The organism is Bacillus massilinigeriensis (assembly GCF_900117315.1).
Lineage (GTDB): Bacteria > Bacillota > Bacilli > Bacillales > Cytobacillaceae > Bacillus_BE > Bacillus_BE massilionigeriensis.
Map to the genome: position 1 here is coordinate 1,752,597 of NZ_LT630337.1, position 20,869 is coordinate 1,773,465.

Consider the following 20,869-nt stretch of genomic DNA (forward strand, 5'->3'; position numbering starts at 1 on the left):
CACCTACTATAATCCTAAACGAATGCATGCATTGTCATAGTACATGAGTAATTTATCATCTTCTTGTATAATATTCTCAGGAAGACGTTCTCCAATCTTCACAATCTTATCAAAGTCCTTTTCACTGTATGCCTTCTTAAATCCAGCACGAATTGCTTCAGTTCGGAATTGACGTAACTTCTTTTTATTTCCTTCCATCTCTTCAAGATAACCTTCGAATTCACGTAAAAGAGACTTCTCCCGAAGCTTTTCCAAATCAGCTTGCTTTGTTGGATCAGGAACATACCAGCGTTTTTTGGCCTTTTCAATTACTGTGGAATCATTTTTATCTAATCCTCTTAGATCTTTATAAGTTCTTCTAAGATACAAAACAATTTGATCTGGAACTTGTCCATCACCATCGTAAAGTAAAAAATTTTGATATAACAAATCATCTAATTCAGGTAACAACTCATGTTTTGCAATATGTTGAATTTCCTTCATAAAATTAGGATGTATATCCTGGCGTGATTGAGGCTTTTTCATAAGCTGTTGACGAATCCACTCAATAGCACTACTTTCATCCGAAACAAACAAGCTAAGTTGCGAAAATTCTTTAACAAGAGTTCGCTTTTTATCATATTCGGCAACTTGATCTTCTAGGAAAGCCATTCCATCTCTCATCGGGAAGCGTTGTGTAACACCCACTTGAAATTCCGCTGAAGAAATGGGAACAGGCAAACTATTTTGTACGTGATAAGCCACCATTCTATCAAAGAGAATTCTTGGCGTACGTTCTGTTATTACCTGAGCTTCTCCCTTTTGTCCAACAAATACTGGTAATTGTTCTAAATGCTGTTTAACAAATGTCCAAGTTGATTCTACTGTATTTTGTTGTCTAATTATTTTATCTACATTTTCCCTTTTCGGTTTGTATGCAGAAATAACTAAGTCCTGTTTAACAGCAACAGTAGTAGTAATAGCCTTAAAACTCCCTTGCTTTTTATCAAGTGCTGATACATTTGCGACAACAAATCCGGCTTTTTGAATAGCTTCTTGGATTGCATTCCATACACTAGATTGAGAGTTACTAAATTCGACTGTCATCCATCGACCTGGCTTTAAGACTTTATAGTAATTTTGAAAACATTTTTCTAACAAACTTTGATATTCAAACAACTTTTTACTTTGAGTTTTATTAATGATAGCCTCGGTTTTGTTATTAGTAAAAACCTTTAACCAGGACTCCCAAATAAAATTCAATTCGGAATACATTAGGTTTGAGCCGAAAGGAGGATCAGTAAATATATAATCTACACTGTTTGCCTTAATGTTTAGGTCTGTTAAGGACTGAGTTGTTATTACAGTATCTTGATAATTATTCATAACCGTTCCCAATGCCTTAACATAGTCATTTAGCTTTCTTTTTATTTGGTTTAACGCATTGTTCTCCTGTGGAGTCGAAGGGATATAAAGTGTACCTGAAATAAAACCACCCTTTCCATTCATTCTCCAGCTATAATTCCATGTTAAATTAGGTATACTGGCAGTTAATATTATTTTAGCTAAATTTTCCATGCCTCTAATTTTTATTCTATGAAGAAAAGCAGCTAATATCAGTTTATTTCTATCTGGCATCATATGATGTACATTTGTAAGGCCATATTTATCATTTCTACTTGATTCTTCACCATCCAGCATTTTATTAGTTGGATACCAATAGTTATTTAATTGTCTTTTGACTTCATTTAATTTTGCCATATCATCTGCATCTGGGCGTTTAAAAAATCGTGTTTTACCAATAGAATAATTAATAAAAACGGGAATTAATTTAACTTTTTGTATTACTTTATTCAATAATTGATCATATTCAGCTTCATATGCACGTTCTAGTGTTTTTTTATTAGACTTGTATCCACAATTGGTACATGTGATTTCGTTAGAAACCTCTTTTTTATCAAAATCTACTGTTGCATCGAAGTATACAATTTCATTTGAACAGTTTGGACATAAAAATGTTTCACTCCAAACAGTATAATTAATCATACCGAATTCACTTTTTTCTTTTTCATTAGAAAAATGTTTTGTTTCAAATACCCAGCCGTATTCTTTCTCTATATCCTTAATTATAATGTCTACTTCCTCTATAAGATGCTGAACTGATCTTTCTGAAAAATTATTTATATTTTTAGAAATGTAAGTTGCCATTGGCGATAAATCATTTAATATAACTTTTCTTTCCCCAATTGATGAGAATTTGTAACCCTCTGAATTAATAATGTCATTATTATTTTCAGTATTATATCCAATCTTATTAATTTCTTCTTTTAGTCCACATAACTTTCCAGCTAAACCAGTCATACCTGACCCTGAAAATCCATCTATGATTACATCGCCTGGGTTAGTATAATGTAAAATATAGTTCATAATAGCTCTATGTGGTACTTTTGTATGATATCTATGAGCCATATAAATTGGGTGACTTTTTCCTTCACTTACATTAGAAGCAAACGGTTTACGGTGATATTCTTCTTTGATGTCGCTATCACGTTCAACTTTCTCTTTTTCCCATTCATCTATAAAGTCATTTATCCATGGATTAGGACAAGCGGTATAATACGGTGGATCAGATAAAGCAATAATATCTTCATCTTCTCCAACCGGAAATCCTTCTATATTCTTCAATTCGGGCAATTTCTTCCTCAATTCACTCCGAAAATATTCGCGACGTTCTTTTTCGTTATTAAAAGTCATACCTAAGCAGACAACAGGGCCATTGTCTACTTGAGAATGTAACTTGGTAAAAGAAAGTTGTTGACCTTTATTAGCCATATACATATCCCCTAACCTATCCTCTATTAATTGATCCCCATCTTTATTTTAAGAGAGAGATGCGAATTCATTAACACCTACATTTATAAGCCCAAACGAATACATGCATTGTCATAAAACATTAGTAATTTATCGTCTTCTTGGATTACTTTTTCAGGTAGACGTTCTCCAACTTTTACAATCTTTTCAAAGTCCTTTTCAACATATGCTTTTTTGAAACCAGCACGAATAGCTTCTGTACGGAAATTTTTTAACTTTTTCTTGTTTCCTACTAATTCATCCAGATAACTTTCAAATTCTCGTAACAATGCTTTCTCACGAAGTTTTTCCAAGTCTGCCTGTTTATTCGGATCTGGAACATACCAACGATGCATTGCCTTATCGATGACTTTTTTATCACTAGTATCTAGGCCACGTAAGTCTTTATATGTTCTTCTTAAATACGCAATTATTTGTTTAGGAACAGGTCCGTCTCCTTCAAACTGTAAAAAGTTTTGTTGTAGCAAATCATTTAATTCAGGTAAAAACTCATGTTTTGATATATGTTGAATTTCCTTTATAAAATCTGGGTGTATTTGTTTATATGTTTTTGGTTTTGTAATTAATAGCTGCTTTAAATACTCGATTGCACTCCGCTCGTCACTAATAAAAAACTCTATTTGACCAAGATTATCTGAATTAATTTTTCTTTTATCAAATTCTAAAGCTTGCTCTTGAAGGAAATACATACCAAACCTTTCAGAGTACCTTTCACTCAATCCTCTGTAAAATTCAGCAGCAGACATTGGAATAGGTAATCCTTTTTGAACATAAAATGCAACCATCCTATCAAAAAGCATAAAGTTCTTTCGTTCTATTATGGGTTCAACTTGATTATTTTCCATTTTTATTACTGGAAGATTACTCAAGTGATTCTCTACAAATATCCAAACATTTTTAAGATCACTGCTACTACTCTTCAATCCATTATGCAGTTCATTATCCGACTTATATGCGGCAATAACTAAATCTTTATTTACAGCGGCTGATTTATGTCCTTGATGCATTGTATCATGTTTTTTATCAAGAATACTTACATTGGCAACAATAAAACCTGCATTTTCTAACGATTGTTGGATAGCGTTCCAAATTAGATTAGATGAGTTATGAAATTCTACAACAATCCAATGATTAGGTTTTAATACTCTATAATACTCATTAAAAACACTAGTCATTAAGGACTGATATTCTTTAACACTTTTATGTTGTGCGTTATTTGTAATTACTTCATTTTTGTTGTTTGTTTTAACTTTCAACCACCATTCACTAAGGTAGTTTTGCTCTGAATAGTTTATATTACCACCGAAAGGAGGATCAGTAAAAATGAAGTCTATACTATCTTGAGGAATCTGTGTCAGATTAGTAGCACTTTGATTTGTTACAATAGAAATGTCTTTTGCCCAAGACGCTTTTTGTTTAACTACTTGTTCCAACCTTTGGATAGTTTTTTTTGCTACATTTGTTTCAACATACATATTAGGAACATATAAAGTATTGGATAAAGGCCCAATAGGAGATCCCTTTGGTCTCCGTTTATCAACATAAAATCTATTTCTCTTAGTACCATTATTTTCTATAATTGATACTAAAGCAAATAGACCCAACCTATCATTATTGTTATGACAATACTTTACTATTTGATCAAAGGCATAGTAATTTCTATTCGAATAAAAATGATTGACATGAGAAAATCCCCAATATTTTATAAGATTATTCCTCTCATGAGATAGATGCATGTATGGAAGCTCTTCAGGAATTAAAGAAACTTCTTTGTAATTAATATTACTCAGTTTATCGTAATCAAGTGATTTAGGTTCAGTTCGAACAGTTTTGTTACCCTGTTTAAAAGAAATTAAGGTTAAGGACGACTTTGCCTGATTTACTGTTTTTTGAAGAACAGGATCAAACTCTATATTAAATGCTTTTTGTTGTTTATCTGATTCAATTAAAGCCCCACAATTGGGACATTTATAAACATCTTTCATTCGTTGCTTATCCCAATCTATAACATGATCAAATAATCTAAAACTATGTGAACAATTATTGCACTCGCCCCAATAACTCCAAACTGTATAATCAAATTCCACTTCCACATCGTTTATATTTGTTACATAAAGTGGTGCTATTTTTTCATTAATAAATTCTACAATCTTCAGTTTACTAACATCATTAACCTCTGTTTTAAATTTTTGGCTAATAATTGAACTCGTAAAAGTAGCAGCTGGAGATAAATCAGCTAGTATTGCTTTTCTTTCTCCCAATTTTGAAACAATCTCACCATCTTGAACGATATTATTCTTATTGTCAATTGCGTACCCCATAGACTTTAAATAATTTAAATCACCACTAAGGTTAGCAGCTAAACCAGTCATACCAGACCCTGAAAAGGCATCTAAAACAATATCCCCCGGATTAGTATAATGAATAATATATCTAATTATTGCCTTGGGAGGTACTTTTGTAAAATAAGATGGTATTTTATATAGAGCATCATTTTTCCCCTCAGACACATCTGTTACAAAAGGAACTCGTTTGTACTTTTTATCTTTATTTTCCTTTGTTTTCTCCCAAATATCTATAAATTCACTAATCCAAGGGTTAGGACACGCGGTATAATAAGGAGGATCAGACAAGGCAATAATATCCTCGTCTTCTCCAATCGGAAACCCTTCTATATTCTTCAATTCTGGCAATTTCTTTCTTAATTCATTTCGAAAATATTCCCGTCTTTCATCTTCATTATTAAAGGTCATCCCCAAGCAGACAACTGGGTCGTTGTCTGCTTCTGTATGTTGTTCAACAAATGAAAGTTGCTCATTCTCTTTCGCCATTGATTTCCCCTCCTATTTCCTGATAGTTAAACGTACTCTGTCCTGATCATTATTACCTACAAGTGCACGTAATAACATATCTAAATTATCCCGAACTTCTTTGACAGTGATTGGATTTCCATTACCAAACACTTCTTTTAATTGTTCAACATCTACATGCTCCTGATGAATTCCCTTTAATACCTTATTAATTGCATTTATTAACTTAATAGGAATCGGCAGAGTAAATGCTTTCTTTTGTATTAGTTCATTTATTAATTGTTTCTCTTCAACCTCTAATAGCTCAATACTCTCTTTTACAGATGAATCATTAAAGTTAGTTAATAGCGTATCTGTCCATGTAGCTAATAAATCATCCAACTCTTCCTCAAGCTCTGAAAAGGACGGCTTTTCATTTAGCAGTTCTTCACGTGGATTAAAGTGACAACTTTGACATTCTGGGGTGTGTTCCAATTTATCGGCTGTTACATGATAACAGACCTTTAATGAAGCCACTTTTTCTTGCCAATCTTTAAAAACCTCACTTGGTAATAATTCAATCTTTGATGATAATACTTGTAATGCGTCACATTGTTTATCTTGTAATAATTCAGTTTTCATTTTGCTTTCTGTCGCATTTAATCGCATTTTCTGATGTAAAGACAGATAGTAATCTATATAATCTTTTTTCAGGCTCTCTAATTCCTGAATTTCGTTTATACAATCTTCATCATTTTTCAATGCAATGCTTAGGTTATCTAGTGACACATCGACACCGTCAATCCAATTCCTACTCGGAGAAGTAATAAACTTAGCTTTCACAAGGTAATCAGCTACTTTAGTGAATTCATTAATTTTCTTTTGTAAATTATCTAATGTATCCAACAGTAACAGATTTACCTTTTCTTTTTCAATTCGTTCCATATTGAACTTTAAATTCATCATTTTTGCCCGTGAATTATACACCTGCAACCCTTGCAAGAAATCATTGAGGCTTGAAAGCTTTTCAAGCTTTTCTTCTATTTCCTCTTGTGTAAACAAAGGACCATCCCATACATGAAATTTATTGCGTATATTAGCAATCATTTCAACTGTCCGATTAGTAGCCTTCTTTGCGCCAGAAATAATTTGTTTTATAACAAAGTCAACTCTTTCTTGATTCGAGAAATCAATCTTGATTGAATCAAATAGGTCTGATAAAGCTTGAACTTCACGAATAGGTAATCCTGTTGGTTTTTTAATATGATCAAAATAAGTAATATCTTGTACAGGAAGTCGTACAAATTCACTGAAATTCATAGCCTCATACTGTGTTCCCTTAACTGTTACTACAATTTGTCCATCTTGAATCAGTGCACCAAGGATTACAACTAGTAATTCAGGTTCCATGGTGAACCTTCTAGTAATTCGTTGATCGGGAGTCCCTTGAGTTGTATTAATTACCTCGATTAGTTCACTCTGGTTTAATACTTGTCCATTACCAATTCTATCAAGCGAATCGGTTACCCATTTTGCATAACCCGAATTCTTTGTTGTAGGGTTCCCTTGCTGATCAAATAAGATTAAGCCATCAAGAATTGCTTCCCCTTGATTTGTTTTACGGCCATTCAAGTAATCTAAAGCATCTTTAACATAAGTGTGTATATTCTTTTTCGTCAAAAATGAGTGTTCAAGTTTTCTAAATGAAGGATATTCTTCATATTTAACTTCAAACCACTGAGAAAGCAAGTCTTGTGAAACCGAATCTACAAGTTCTACTAATGTGTCAGGGTTACTTGGCAAAAACATCCCATGCTCAAGTACTCCAGCACTTTTTCCTCGATATACAATTTCATAAGCATCAACGAAATTTTCTTTAATCCATTTTACTAACTTCTTTTTATAATCTTCCATTTTAGGCTTATATAATTTTTTATTAGTAGTCGTATCATTGTACATCTCTGTTGCTCCACCATATAAGCGCAACAGTTGTATGAATGTATTATTTTTTTTCTTTAGACGGAAGAATACTTCATCTTCCTTTTGTTCATCTTTAAAATCTGGTTCTTCAAATGCTTGTAGCATATATATGTAAAAATCTCTTTCAGGTTGGGCAGTGGAACGCTCATTTGGCGCCCCGAAGAATAAATAACCTTCTCGTTTTATTCTCCTAGCCGTCCAAGGAATTTCATGTAGCCAGATTTTATATCCAAAAACATAGGAAGCAATCTCCGATACTTCAGTTGCCTGTTTTAACACATCAAAATAATAACTATCTAATTGACTGTCCTTCAAACCCTCTCCACGTTGACGTATTAGCTCATCCACGGGTACAGACTCATCGATGTTAATATAATACTGTCCATTGTCATTATTCAAAGAAATATACTGAAAACTAGCTGCTGTTCTTAAATCTTTCATTGATGCTTCAATTGTTGTTTTCAAAAAATCAGCTGCTTCATCTTCAAAGTCTAAAAGGGAAGGCTGACTTAGGAATAATTTATCTCTGAGTGTATCAGAGTTTAATCCAATTGGTATTTTTAGGTCTTCGGTAGTTAAACGAAATACCGCCAAGGCATTTACCATCTGTGTTGCCATCGATTTATACTGCCTTTTCACACTTGATTGAATAATCCCCTTCAATGTCTCGACTTTATCTGTAATAAACCTTACGCGCTCATCTGAACGCAAAGAGGAATCTCCTTCAATATACGTCCAATACCTATCAAAAGATATTAGTCCTGTCGAATCCTCAGGTACTTCTTCAGATAGTAATTTTTTAATTTCCCCTGTTATTGTTTGTAGAGCAACTCGTTTTTCACCAATATGTACTCTCTCAAACATTTCAAGGTATGCAGGATGAATTGGAAACAAATTAACGTAGGTTTCTAGTTCTTCTGATAGCCCACTATACAGTTTCTTAAACTTCCCTAAGTGTTCACGAACAAGAGCTTTTTGTTCATCATTTTTCTTTAATAGCCTTTCTGACACTACAAAAGCAATATCTTCACGAACAATACGAGTTTCTTTAAATCGTTCTTTTACACGGCGTAGTGAATCTGCTACGAAGCTGAATTTCGGATTATCAAAAAGCATCTCCTGTACACCAGAAATAAAACGGAAACGAGTGTTATTACAGACCTCACCAACTTCACGTAAAAAGCCTAGATCTAGCGTAAGATCTTGTTCTTTCCTTCCACGTAAGTAGTCAAGAAGCTCATCTATAACAAGTAATAAGCCTTTATCAGGATATTCTTCATGGAATAATTCCATCATTTCGTACATCATATCTTTATTATTTGTCACTTGATCTGCCGCAGGAAAAGAATAGTCTATCCCCATCTTTGCTAGTCCTTTTTCTAATTGACGACAAATAATTTCTCGGAGAGGCATTGTCACTGCACCAAACTCTGCACGGATAACTTGAAACTTACCCTCAATTTCTGTTGCTTTTTCCGCTACTTGTTTGTTACGCAAATGTTCACTAGCACCTGGTAATTCCGCAATGGTTGAAACTACACTCATTAAGTGAGATTTACCGGATCCATAGTTTCCAACGATAAGTATCCCTTTGTTATCAACCATACGTTCAAATTGTAAGTTTTCAAATATGTCATTCATTAATTTCTCTGCCATATTATCTGAGATAACATATGTTTTTAAAAGTGAGATAGCACGACTTTTATCGTCCGCTTCTCTTAATTGGACAACGGATTCAACTGGATCGAATGAAATTAATTCATCATAACGAAGCATAATATTCCCCTCCAAATCTTTACTTCATAATAATTTTCCCTTCAAATTCACGACAAGAAAAATATTCAGGATGCCCATATTCAGCATAGTACAGTTTATCATCCTCATATTTCCCTGGCCATTCAACAACTATTTTGTATGTCTTACTTATGTTCTCCAATAAACGTACAGGATGAACTTGTAAAACTGGATCAAAAAGAATATCAATGTGTTGAAGGAGATATACTTTTTTTCTATTTGTTATAGAATCTAAAAGTATATCTTCAACATATAGCGGATATTTATTTTTAGCTAAGTTTATTAAGCCCTGACTTAAGATAAAATTAACGTTTACTTTTTCGAATTGTTCTGTAATAGGTATCGTAGTATTAAATTGTGCATTCCTATTGCATAGAAATATCAATTTATGCCACCATTGTTCCATTTCTTGAATTTCTTTTTTAAAACTGTTTATATTCACTTGAAACATCCTTTTTCTAATATGGTCAAAAATGACATTTTATAAATCCAAGCGATTTAGTGATCTGTTTTCCATGTAAACAATTCATACTATTAATACTGTAATATAAGTATATTTTAATAACAAATCTGTGAATGCTTTATTACTTTTTTGTGTTCGTAACTTTTTACAGCTGATTAAAGAATCCAGTATCTTCCCCTGGATTAATATTGATTAGGAGACGACGATCTAACAATTGATTTCCCCACTCACAAGATGTTTCTGAAACATAAGAACAAGAATGGCATGCAGCTCCATTAGCAGTTGATTGGAATTTAAATTCTCCTTCAGAACAGTTTGGATCAGAAGAACAATACATCATACGTTCAATAGCCCGAATAAAAATCGGATAAAGTTTATCTGGGTCAGCCTGTTCTATTAGCCCACCTAGACTTCCCTCAGAATCACCAGATGCTGTATAAATGAGTACTCCTTGCATATCATTACTACAGTAGATTCGTTCTTTCAATGATGTTGTTGAATAACCCGAATACGCGGCTAATTCCTTTATTAATGCATGACTAAACGTATGCAGAAGCAAATGTTTGCTTTCTATCGATAACGCTGAGTAACCAAGTTGATCCCGATTCCGATTATATCTCGAAATGATATCAGATGTTACCTCTGAATGATTGGTATTACGTTCCCATTCTTTTATTTTATGCTTATCAAAATTAAAGAAGATACCTTCGCCATTATTTCGTATCCCTGGCAGCCACTTATTATTCTTATCTTTCATAACTGGAATCAAGTCCTTTGATTCCGCGAATTCAAATCGATCTAAATATTCAATTCGTGTAAACCCCTGTAAAACTTGGATTTCCGGCAATGATTCTATTTTATGAACAGCTGAAAAATAGGGCTTCATTTTTTCATGAATACTAACTGAACTCGATTTATAACCAGTATCATGAGTATCATCCGTATCTCCTTGAACTAACGTATTCCATTCCTGTTTTCTTATCGACTGGAAACTTATTTCTTCTTCATATTCACCAGACAGAATTTTTTCGATTTTATCTGCTTCTGATTCGTTAAAATCTAGTATGCTTAATAATGTCTGGAAAGAATTTGATCCCTTTTCTTTTGCTTTTATCAATGCTGGTTTATTTTCTAGCACTTTAGAAACCAGTGGGTCACTATTTTCTTCACTCAGCGGAATCTGTAAAAAGCTTGTCACTGCTGGTGAATATATGTTAGATGCTCCCCGTAAATAAGTTTCCATTGATTCGTTGCATAATTCTGTATCACCAATCCATGGTCTGTTACCAGTGCAAGATGGTAAAATTGATTTCATTGCATCTTTTTGCATGATTTTTCCTAATGATTGTTTCTCTTTACACTTGACGCATTGTACAGAAAGATCTGATAGAGAACCACTATCACCTTGCCGAATAAATTTTAGGATGGGCTTATCACTATTACAGGATTTTTCTTGATGAACCCATTCTATATAAGGAAAATCACTAATATGACCATTGTTGCAGGACACTACAAATCTACTGGGATAAAGCTCAATGTCTTCACCTTTTTGTTTGCAATGGTAACAATAAGTATTATTATAATCAGTCATCATGTTACAACTTGGGCAAATTTCCCATTTCGGAAATGGGGTTGCTCTGACTTTAACTGAATCTGGTCTTTCGTTTAATAATTTTATATAATCTATGTTCAATGCCCTAGTAATTCGTTCATCTTTTTCATGTGGTGTATAACGTGTATTCCACAGATCTGCTGCCATAATGATTACACTTTGATTCATCATATCTACAATAGAACCTGGTCCAAAGTGATAGATTAACTGAGAAGGTCTCAATGTCCCCATTTCTTTACTCATCTTTAAACCACATCTCTTCCACCTTAATTTCACCTTCAACATTTCTTAGCGACATCATTGCTGGTTTGGATTCCTTCGTTTTTGCTTTTTCAGTAAACTGCTTTAATAAGTGGTTTTTACTGTATTGACTTAATCTATAACTTAATTGTTCCTGATACTTATCTGACATAGTTTCCCACCATTTCAGAAACCCTGTTAGGTGTTCTTCTATTTCTACTTTCTCCCAAGCATTCGTCTTAGAAATACGTTCAACAAACTTATTTTTCAGTGCTTCTACTCTCTCAGAATTATAAAATTTGTTGGCACTCTTTTCATTACTTATTTCAATGAGCGACTGTCTTAAGAAACCTATAAACGCGCCAGTTAGTCCCTTTTTTCTACTTCCAATTGAAAATGGCGTAACACTCATTGCTTCAACATTACGATAGATTGTTTGATGATAGGCTCTAAAACGTTCATAATGTGATAAATCTCGTGAACGCATGGAATTGAAGATAGTTAATACTAATCCAGGATATTCCCTTCCAACCCGACTTGTCGCCTGTATATATTCTGAAGTTGTTTTTGGTTGACCATGCATAACCATAATTCCAAGTCTATTCACATCAACCCCCACAGAAATCATATTTGTTGCTAAAACAGCATCTAACACACCTTGTTCGTTAACTGTTCTCTCCATTTTATTTAGCAACTCTGGTATTTCTTTGGCTTTTTTTCTACTTGTCATTTCTTCTACATTTAATTCGTGTGAAAAATGGCTTCTACTGTCCAACATATTTAACCGTGTAGGTATTTCATCTTTAAATGTAGTTAACATACCAGAAAGTTCTTTGACTGTATTAAAATAACCTAACATTGTCCAATATGGGTCTATAAACTCGGATTTTGAATCACGTGTAATTGTTGTCAAAGCTGCATATGTTTGAATTGATTGGATTTTGCCACTGACACCAGGTGCACAAATTCCGACATATAAACGTCCCGGTTTTTCCTTCGTTTCTAATGAGTAAGATACAAAGTTATCATTTGATTTTTGTACAGCTAGTGGGAATTGAGTTACTTCTCTACCGTACAATGCTCTGACTTGTTCATCTGCACCACGTATGGTAGCTGTGGAAGCGATAATTTTTGGACCAATCCCATTTTGTTGACATAATAAATCTACTGCTACTTCATAAAGCCCTGTTAATGAACCAAGCGGACCTGAAATTAGATGAAGTTCATCCTGAATAATTAACTCCGGTGGTTTTAATCGATCGATCCTCTCCCACCCACGTTTCGTTTCCTTATCTTCATAAATAAATCCTTTTTCTGGATGATAGAAATTTTTCTGTCCGAAAAGCTCGTACATATTATTTTTCCAAGGTAGTTGAGCAACTTTATCAACTGTACCGATAATAATAGTTGGAACCTTTTTGTATATCTCTTCATCAACAGTACAAACAGGGAGCCCTAAATCACCATAAAACTCACAGTGAGGGTAATGACAGCTGATTTTCTGAGTTTTTTCAGTAATATGATAGTCATCAGGTGATAATTCCGTTCCACACCATGGACAATGTGTGAGTTGCATTGGATTTCCTTTTAGAACTTCTTTTCCTTGTCTAATCTCATCCATTTTTTCACTAGCATCTTTCAATAGATTTGGTGATGAGTCATTACCAATCCAAAGTCCAATACTAAAAGGCACTGTACCATATTTATGTGGTTGTTCTCCTCGAATATATTCTGCTGCACAAACTAGTGCGGTTGCACGTTGGAATTGTTGGGTGGTTAGAAGACGTAAAGTGTAACGCATAAACACAGTCACACCTGCATACTCTTCCACATTAAAAATATCCGAAGTTAGTCTTCTAAATGCCATTAGATATGCAGCTACTCCTAGATATGCTTCAGTCTTTCCTCCACCTGTCGGAAACCAAATTAAATCTACCATTTCTCTGTCCTCGTGGTTCTTATCAGAGACACCATCAATACTCATAAGCAAAAACATAATTTGAAACAAACGCCATTTCCCATCATGAATGGGCCTAGTTCTTTTATTGGATGATCTATATTCCAACGCCACCTTCGTGTGAGCACGTTGCAACATCATACACTTGTTAGCAAATTGGAAAGCTTGTTTCCCAATACAATCATCTGATTTTGATATGAATTTAATACCATTTTCAATTCGCTGAATTATTTTCCTGATTTTTTTTATGTTCTCTTCCGCTTCTTTTTTTAAATGTACTTCCAAGTCCTTAATTTCATCAGACTGAAAATCTAGCCATCTATTATATTGTTTTGGTATAATTGATAAATAATCATTTAGTTCTGTGGCTGACATCCTGCTAAGGTCCTTCATGGAAAAAGAATATCCTTCAAATGTAGTATGTTCTACTGCTGGTAACTCATAGAAAGGAAGCCAAGTGGATTCTATATTCACTTTTCCATTCTCAATATTCCAATCCACACCTACCCCATGGCCAATTGCTAATTCCTTAAAATCACGATATAGTAATTCATCCGCAACATTAAATCGATCGGCCTTTGAAGTAAATATTGCCATATTATCTTCTTCAAAACTAATTGACAATTTTGTTTGAAACATAATTTCATCCTGTTTCGGGTACTGATTATCCCTCTGATAAGAGTTATATATGAAGATACTTACATGATAGATTCCATCTCTCTTCATTACAGTATATTTTACGCGGGCAGGATCTGAATCAGCATTTTTGTTTTCTAATATTTGCGTAACATCTGATTTCAGTTCCACTGTCCATGTTTCTTGTTTCTGAGATCTTTCATGAGATTCCCCTAAATACATCGCCCAACCTGCATTTATAGTTACTTTCCCTAGATTTTTCATCTTAAAGCTAAAACCCATACTGGAAGGACGGAACATGTCACGATTACTTAAGTATTCATCAACCTTTTCGTCTTCAGTCAGCTGATTCGTTTGAATATCCAGATCAGCCTCATTTATAACATTTGCCGATGAACCAAAAGGTACAAGTTTTCCCGTTAAGTATAAAGCCATTGGTCTTTTTCTTTTACCTAGAACCTCGTTTTCATCAAAGGGTCCAACCAGAAATTTTTCTAATTTATTTACTATCTCAGATCTTGTTTCTTTATATCCATCATGATTAGCAGGTTCTTTTGATAATAATGTTACTTTACCTTCTGTTATCTGAAATAAATCCGGGTGTTCATCAACTATCCTTTTTAAAGTACGACTTGTCCATTTACTATCTATCTCCATATAGTCAGTGACAGACATTGAGTTCTCTTGACTTGACTTTAAATATTTTTCTAATTTCGTAGCCCCTGGTTTCATACCATCACCCCATCAAAGTCCTTTACCTCTTTAACCTGCCATTCTTTTATAAATCTAGCATAGGCAAGAGGTTCTCCATGACGTTTTATATTTCTAGAGAAATCAACAACATTACAGTATTTGGTACCGCCAAATTTTTCCCCTCTTAGTCCCCGCCCTACCATTTGCTCATAAAGAATTATACTAGAAGTTGGACGACAAATAATAATATGATCTGTTTTTGGAGCAACAAATCCTGTTGTTAACACTCCGTAGTTAAATAAGAATTCTATTTCACCTTTCTTAAACGCCGAAATATGCATTCGTCTAATAGGTTTCGGAGTATCTGCAGAAATAACAGCTGATTTTCTCCCAACCGAATTCATCATTAATGCTAGGAATTCCGCATGCTCAACGGTACATGCATAAACTAAAGAAGATGAACCTACTGGTATATCCATCATATACTCTATTATTTGAAAATTTCTCTTTTCATCTTTTGCTAAGATATCGAGGAATTCATTATTTAAATCATCTTGTTCACTATCAATCATATCGTTAGTTACTTCAATCTCTTCACCATCTTCATGAAGTAAAAACAATGGTTCAGCTAAATATCCTTCTTCCCTAAAATATAAGAGAGGATTTATTTCATAGCGCTTCATATCTGGTAAAGAAGGGTGAATTAAATACGCTTCAAATTGTTCAACAAGTGTCATCGTTTCTTCATTACTTCGACCTGGTGTAGCAGTTAGTCCGCATATAGGAAAAAGATCTTCTCCTACTAATTCCTTAGCTTTATTAATAAGTAATTCATAACTCTTTGTCGTAGCATGATGAGCTTCATCAATAATCATTGCACCACAATTAGCTAATAAATCATCTAATGCTTTATCCTTACTCTGGATTCGGGTATATAGTTGTTGAATACTTGCAATTACAGCACCACCGATTAAATCCTCTTCTTTAATTTTCTTACCACCAAAAAAACGATAAACTCTCAATGATTCAGGAAACTCTCTCTCTTGCCACATATCGGATATACATGATATTGCTTGTTCACAAAGTTCTTCGCCTTGGGCAATCCATAATAAATACTTTCCTTCACTAAAACGGGGTTGCATCCAATCTATGAAACTTTCCACTGCTACTCTAGTTTTCCCCCCACCTGTTGGTAAAGTGACAACGCATCTCGTCTTTTCTTTTTCTTGATTCAGAACAGACAACATCTTTTCTTTTAGACCTTTTTGATATTCGACTAATGGCGGAACCATTTTTCTCGGTTCAATATCTTGAATAGGGTCTGTGCTATGGTCCTTTGGAATTGAAATCCCTGAAAAAATTAAAGGAAAACCAAGCGTTTGAACAAAGTCTCTTGGCCATTTTCCTCCCATTGACCATCTCTTTTCTGCTAATGCATTTGGCATATATGAAGGGGATTGAATTTTCCTGTTGCTTATTGGATTTCTTTCGTACAATTGACTCAGTGTCTTATTATCAATTTGTTTTAATAAATACGACCTTAGTTCCCTGATGTTATTATTACTACCTGAAAACCGGTATGAACCTTTCTCAATGACAACCATCCGTGCTAATTTATATTTATCTAGGTCATCTTCTTCTAAATCATTTAGCATCTTGTTAATTTGCAAGTATTTATCTGTACCCAAAAATTTTATTAGCATCATATCACTAACGTTATATTTTTCTATTAATATATTTACAGTTTGTCTAATTTCATTTTCTGTTAAAAAAGTATTCAATTCCACACCTCAATCTAACTATGTTGCACGGTAATGTTCAACACCTTACTAATCACTTCTAACCTACGCTTACCGCATTGTTGACGCAGTACAGTAGTAAATTGGTCATCCTTCAAGAACTTACTCTCATTATTGCTATATAACTTCTGAACAATTTCTATCATTTCATTTTCACTTATTCCATCTTCCCAATATTTATCTATTACAACATTTATAGTCGCTGCTAAATCTCTTTGTGTCTTCTGAAAAATTTTTATATCCATAGAATCACCTCGGTGTTCTTACTTTATTTATACTTTATCTTTATTTTATAACTAGTTCTTAAGTAACACAACCAAATTCTGGTTTTTATAGGATAGTAATTATTGTTACTCTTTGAATAAATGATAATTATCCCCTCATTTAAACTAGTTTAGGGTGGATTGCTTGTATCCCACTTTTGGGCATCTTATCTGTCTGCTGTTGATCTTACATTTGTATAAGACTTAATATTATATTCTATTTGAAAATAGGAAATGTCCCACAGTTTGTAACTTTATATACGTACTTGGGGATACTCCTAAAAATCACGAAATTCTAAAGTTCTTGATTCACCAAGATCAATGCTTGATTTAGAAAGTAAATAGAGTTTTCTAAAAATTAAAAGGAAGCACAAAAAAATATCCACCCGATGATCCCTGTGGAAGAGTGAGTCGGGTGGATACTACCTATATCCCACAGTGAACGCCTTCACTGCTACCTATATTATAACGGAAATCATTAATTTTTGATATTATTCACCTCATGGATCTATTTCAGTAAAACTTCCTCTAATTGTCTTAGTTCCTATAGCTATGAAAAGCCCAATACAATTAACCCACTTACCAATTCGACACCTTCTCCCTCTTCACTTAATCTCATTTTATAGGGTTAGTTGACTCTAAATAACAACGAAGAAGGTGAAGCCAATGAGTAACGGATTACGAATATTATTAAAGGTGGGGATAGCAGATGAAACCAAAATGCGAAAAAGCTCTATTCCCTCGATTTAGAGATGATCTCAATAAGAGAAGTAAGAATGTGGTGTTTAAATACACAACCATGATTATCGAGGAGAAATATCCAGAACTGCACGAGGAGGTAAAATACTTGATTGATAGAAACGTAGAAAAAGAAGCACTACTAAAAAAAGTAGGCCATCTTCCTGGTATCAATACTATAAGCGAAAAATTTCAAAAGGAATTATTTGATTTAATAACAAGGCATTTTGAAACCTACTATGATGACAAAGGAGAACCAAGGATCTAATATTTTTATTAGATTAAATAAGGAAATCCATAATATAGGCTTTTCGATTTATCCTATATTATGGATTACTTCAATACAATCAGATATACAATGTGCCCAGCGAAATTCACATATACCTCATCTGCCTTAATCGAGAATACTGTATCAATAAGCTTAATTGAGTCATCATGTTTTATAACAGTCACATTACCATTTTTACCTGTTGCTTTTACATTTAATAAACCTTCAGTTGTATTTTTACCCTGCAGAATTTCTATTTCCACATCTTGATTTTGATGCTTAAAGAAATAGTCTTCAAGCTCCGCGATAAAAGAAAACTGATCAATATCATGTACAGTTCCAATGTTTTTTGATATTTCTTCCATTCTAACAATTCACCTTGCTTTTTTTGAAGTAGCTACTAAAAAAATACAATCACATTGAATCCCTACCAGTGGTAATCCGGGCGGATATATTGCAAAATCCTATTGATATGTTCTTTTTAACTAACTATATTATAACTAGAAATGATACTGCGTCACAAACATGTTATACCAAGACATCATCAACTCTATAATATTGAACATTATCATTAAATTCCCGAAACATATTGTTGAACTCCTCATCTAACTCGTATGGTCCAATATCATTAATAATATAAGGTATTTCGTTTCCGTAAATTGTAACCTTTCTAAATCCTTTAAACTCTAGACCTTTAACTGCTTCTTGGTTTTTAATGGCATTTATTTGACGGTAAACATTCATAAATTTACTATAAACGTTTGCCTCAAATGTTTGCGATGTTATATAAACAGTTACATAAAACGAATTGTTTCCTGCCATATTAGTTGTAATGATTTGCTTATAATCATTATCTGGATCATTGATTAGATAAAGGTTTACATCCTGATTACCTTTCTTCTTCAGAAAAGTGCTTAATTTATTGATAAACCTTTGTTCATAATTCTTTCTATTTATCTCAAAAAGAATAGTTTCACTAGTATCACTGACAGTTGTCATAATAAGATTAACATATTTGTGGTAGTCTCCCATCTCCTTAAAAAATGCTGCACAAATATTCTTCCATCTACGTTTCATGCCATGTTTTTTACGCTTATCTTCCACGATAAAAATAATTCCGGCATGTCTAACATCTAATCCACTTTGTTTTGCTGTCTCATAATAATGTCGGTACGTTCTAAACTTTTTACAAAGCTGTTCATGGTTTTCGCTACCTCTATCAATCTCAATCGCGTAAATCCTATTATTCTCTAATCTAATCTCAGCATCTGGACGTAAACGAAACTTATTTTCAGAGTTGCCATAAGTTACAGCGCTATAAAAATTAATACGATGTTCTATAAAGGTTGTATTTATAGATCTTAATTTAAAAAGAAAATCAATTGACAATAGATGGTGTGGAGCTTGTTCTAATGGAGGAGAAAATAATTCATATGGAAAGTCACCATGACTTGTACATCCATCTTCATTAATCCAACCTTCTCCCTTTTTTCCTTCCTCAATATTAAATAAGTCTTTTGCTAATTCATAACCTTTGGACGTAAGAAAATACATGGATCCCTCTGACCCATCTTGCAATTTATACTTAGCAAGCAATTTTTGATCAAGTAATTTTCTAAGATACTTATAGATCGTCTTCTCCTGACTATTCGTATAATTCACACCATATTTCATTACTGCCAAATGATAAGGTTTAACACCTCTATAATTAGTCAAACAATCAATTATATCTATATCATATTCCGTTAAATCATAACCTAATAAATATGCCATAACGATGACTCCTCTCTAATTAATTTTATACATATATAGTTCTAGTTAGTGTTTTGCCCTGAAGTACCCACTGTTATTGATTCAGCAAGTACTTTTGTATATATCACTAGGTTGAATGCATAGTTACTCAGTAACCGTAATTGTTTTCTTAATAAAAGTGCTTAAAAGGATTTTTCTGATTATCCGGGAATGAAATTGCTTTTAATAAACGTTCCTCTAAGTTTTTCATGATATAACCCTTTACATATTGGTTACGCGCTACAATGTTTTCTTCTTTTTTAAAGAAAAATCCACGTTTTATACGGACTGACACTGGCTCAGTGGACCACTTGTGAAGTGCTTCCGTTTCTAACTCCGCTTCAATTCTTCTAATGGTCAATAAATCATTTATTCTATTGTGTCGCTCGTCCATCATGCTGGGGAATCCATTAATAAATGCTTCGAGCTTTTCTCTTATGGTTTCAAATTCATCCCATAAACTCTCACTTAAAACATCTTGCACGATGTAAAGCAATTCCATTTTTAACCGCTCGTAATCTGAATTGTGCTCTTCCACTTCTTCAAGAGAGTCATCTACACTAAAATATCGTAGCTTACAATGATTTCCGATATCTTCAAATATTTCCTTGATACTTAATTTCTTATCCCTTAGCGCCTTGATATGAAGTGCGATTTCTAAATCCAACTCATCAAATACCTTTTCTCCAGTTAAAGGAGACCTGTTCACACAGTGAAGCTTTAATTCGTGTAGTTGATTGAACCAGTTAGCAACCGTATTGCTATGCTTACCAACCTTCTTGGAAAAATCACCAACTTTAAGTTGAGCCATATTATTTCCACCTCCTATCTATGTTTCGTGAGCACATGTGGTAATTTTTCAAGGTTCTTCTGTGCTACAAAATGGTTATCGGTAGCACATTCATAAAATTCCCTCGCAATTTTTTCCAATTTGTTACCTTATTTCTCGCTGTCATATTAGGGAAAAAGAAATTTCAAAATCAAAGAGATTATTAG

General features: G+C 33.5%; 12 protein-coding genes. 1 reads left to right on the top strand and 11 read right to left on the bottom strand.

Annotated elements, in window-relative coordinates:
* Positions 1 to 6 precede the first annotated feature (6 nt).
* The 8 genes from BQ6100_RS08720 to BQ6100_RS08755 all read right to left on the bottom strand — a co-directional run bounded on the left by BQ6100_RS08720 (position 7) and on the right by BQ6100_RS08755 (position 17,058).
* Positions 7 to 2,811, bottom strand: a complete 2,805-nt coding sequence (locus BQ6100_RS08720; RefSeq protein ID WP_075981300.1) for a DNA methyltransferase — start codon at positions 2,809 to 2,811, stop codon at positions 7 to 9.
* A gap of 83 nt (positions 2,812 to 2,894) precedes the next feature.
* Positions 2,895 to 5,681 carry a DNA methyltransferase gene (locus tag BQ6100_RS08725; RefSeq protein ID WP_075981301.1) on the bottom strand — a complete coding sequence of 929 codons (2,787 nt, stop codon included), beginning with the start codon at positions 5,679 to 5,681 and terminating at the stop codon, positions 2,895 to 2,897.
* 12 nt (positions 5,682 to 5,693) lie between these two features.
* On the bottom strand, positions 5,694 to 9,395 hold the full coding sequence (locus BQ6100_RS08730) for a DUF6079 family protein (RefSeq protein ID WP_075981302.1): 3,702 nt from the start codon (positions 9,393 to 9,395) through the stop codon (positions 5,694 to 5,696).
* A gap of 19 nt (positions 9,396 to 9,414) precedes the next feature.
* On the bottom strand, positions 9,415 to 9,855 hold the full coding sequence (gene brxF, locus BQ6100_RS08735) for a BREX-3 system P-loop-containing protein BrxF (RefSeq protein WP_075981303.1): 441 nt from the start codon (positions 9,853 to 9,855) through the stop codon (positions 9,415 to 9,417).
* A 166-nt stretch (positions 9,856 to 10,021) separates the two neighbouring features.
* Complete coding sequence (drmB, locus tag BQ6100_RS08740) at positions 10,022 to 11,731, bottom strand: DUF1998 domain-containing protein (protein ID WP_075981304.1); 1,710 nt, start codon at positions 11,729 to 11,731, stop codon at positions 10,022 to 10,024.
* Positions 11,724 to 15,053, bottom strand: a complete 3,330-nt coding sequence (gene drmA, locus BQ6100_RS08745; RefSeq protein WP_075981305.1) for a DISARM system helicase DrmA — start codon at positions 15,051 to 15,053, stop codon at positions 11,724 to 11,726. The genes drmB and drmA overlap by 8 nt, the downstream gene beginning before the upstream one ends.
* Positions 15,050 to 16,795: a DEAD/DEAH box helicase gene (locus BQ6100_RS08750; protein WP_075981306.1), complete on the bottom strand. Its 1,746-nt coding sequence runs from the start codon at positions 16,793 to 16,795 to the stop codon at positions 15,050 to 15,052. Before BQ6100_RS08750 ends, drmA begins: the two co-directional genes overlap by 4 nt.
* A gap of 14 nt (positions 16,796 to 16,809) precedes the next feature.
* Entirely contained in the window at positions 16,810 to 17,058 is a 249-nt protein-coding gene (locus BQ6100_RS08755; protein WP_075981307.1) for a TIGR04540 family protein, read from the bottom strand.
* Positions 17,059 to 17,785: 727 nt separating this feature from the next.
* Between BQ6100_RS08755 and BQ6100_RS08760 the strand changes: the two genes are divergently transcribed.
* Positions 17,786 to 18,082 carry a hypothetical protein gene (locus BQ6100_RS08760; protein WP_075981308.1) on the top strand — a complete coding sequence of 99 codons (297 nt, stop codon included), beginning with the start codon at positions 17,786 to 17,788 and terminating at the stop codon, positions 18,080 to 18,082.
* Between the two features lie 65 nt (positions 18,083 to 18,147).
* On the opposite strand, the gene BQ6100_RS08765 is transcribed toward BQ6100_RS08760, so the two are convergent.
* From BQ6100_RS08765 to BQ6100_RS08775, 3 genes are all read right to left on the bottom strand, one after another.
* Positions 18,148 to 18,447 (bottom strand): hypothetical protein, encoded by a 300-nt coding sequence (locus BQ6100_RS08765; RefSeq protein ID WP_075981309.1) that lies wholly within the window; start codon positions 18,445 to 18,447, stop codon positions 18,148 to 18,150.
* 163 nt (positions 18,448 to 18,610) lie between these two features.
* Positions 18,611 to 19,855, bottom strand: coding sequence for a replication-relaxation family protein (locus BQ6100_RS08770; protein WP_075981310.1), 1,245 nt, complete (start codon positions 19,853 to 19,855; stop codon positions 18,611 to 18,613).
* 148 nt (positions 19,856 to 20,003) lie between these two features.
* The gene (locus BQ6100_RS08775; RefSeq protein ID WP_075981311.1) at positions 20,004 to 20,684 is read right to left on the bottom strand and encodes a hypothetical protein; all 681 of its coding nucleotides are present in this window, start codon (positions 20,682 to 20,684) and stop codon (positions 20,004 to 20,006) included.
* Positions 20,685 to 20,869: the final 185 nt, after the last annotated feature.

What these genes read in the sequence shown, in the direction of transcription:
- drmB (WP_075981304.1), bottom strand. Translation starts at nt 11,731, where the DNA reads ATGAGTAAAGAAATGGGGACATTGAGACCTTCTCAGTTAATCTATCAC.
- BQ6100_RS08725 (WP_075981301.1), bottom strand. Translation starts at nt 5,681, where the DNA reads ATGGCGAAAGAGAATGAGCAACTTTCATTTGTTGAACAACATACAGAA.
- BQ6100_RS08775 (WP_075981311.1), bottom strand. Translation starts at nt 20,684, where the DNA reads ATGGCTCAACTTAAAGTTGGTGATTTTTCCAAGAAGGTTGGTAAGCAT.
- BQ6100_RS08760 (WP_075981308.1), top strand. Translation starts at nt 17,786, where the DNA reads ATGAAACCAAAATGCGAAAAAGCTCTATTCCCTCGATTTAGAGATGAT.
- drmA (WP_075981305.1), bottom strand. Translation starts at nt 15,053, where the DNA reads ATGAAACCAGGGGCTACGAAATTAGAAAAATATTTAAAGTCAAGTCAA.
- BQ6100_RS08770 (WP_075981310.1), bottom strand. Translation starts at nt 19,855, where the DNA reads ATGGCATATTTATTAGGTTATGATTTAACGGAATATGATATAGATATA.
- BQ6100_RS08755 (WP_075981307.1), bottom strand. Translation starts at nt 17,058, where the DNA reads ATGGATATAAAAATTTTTCAGAAGACACAAAGAGATTTAGCAGCGACT.
- BQ6100_RS08730 (WP_075981302.1), bottom strand. Translation starts at nt 9,395, where the DNA reads ATGCTTCGTTATGATGAATTAATTTCATTCGATCCAGTTGAATCCGTT.
- BQ6100_RS08765 (WP_075981309.1), bottom strand. Translation starts at nt 18,447, where the DNA reads ATGGAAGAAATATCAAAAAACATTGGAACTGTACATGATATTGATCAG.
- BQ6100_RS08720 (WP_075981300.1), bottom strand. Translation starts at nt 2,811, where the DNA reads ATGGCTAATAAAGGTCAACAACTTTCTTTTACCAAGTTACATTCTCAA.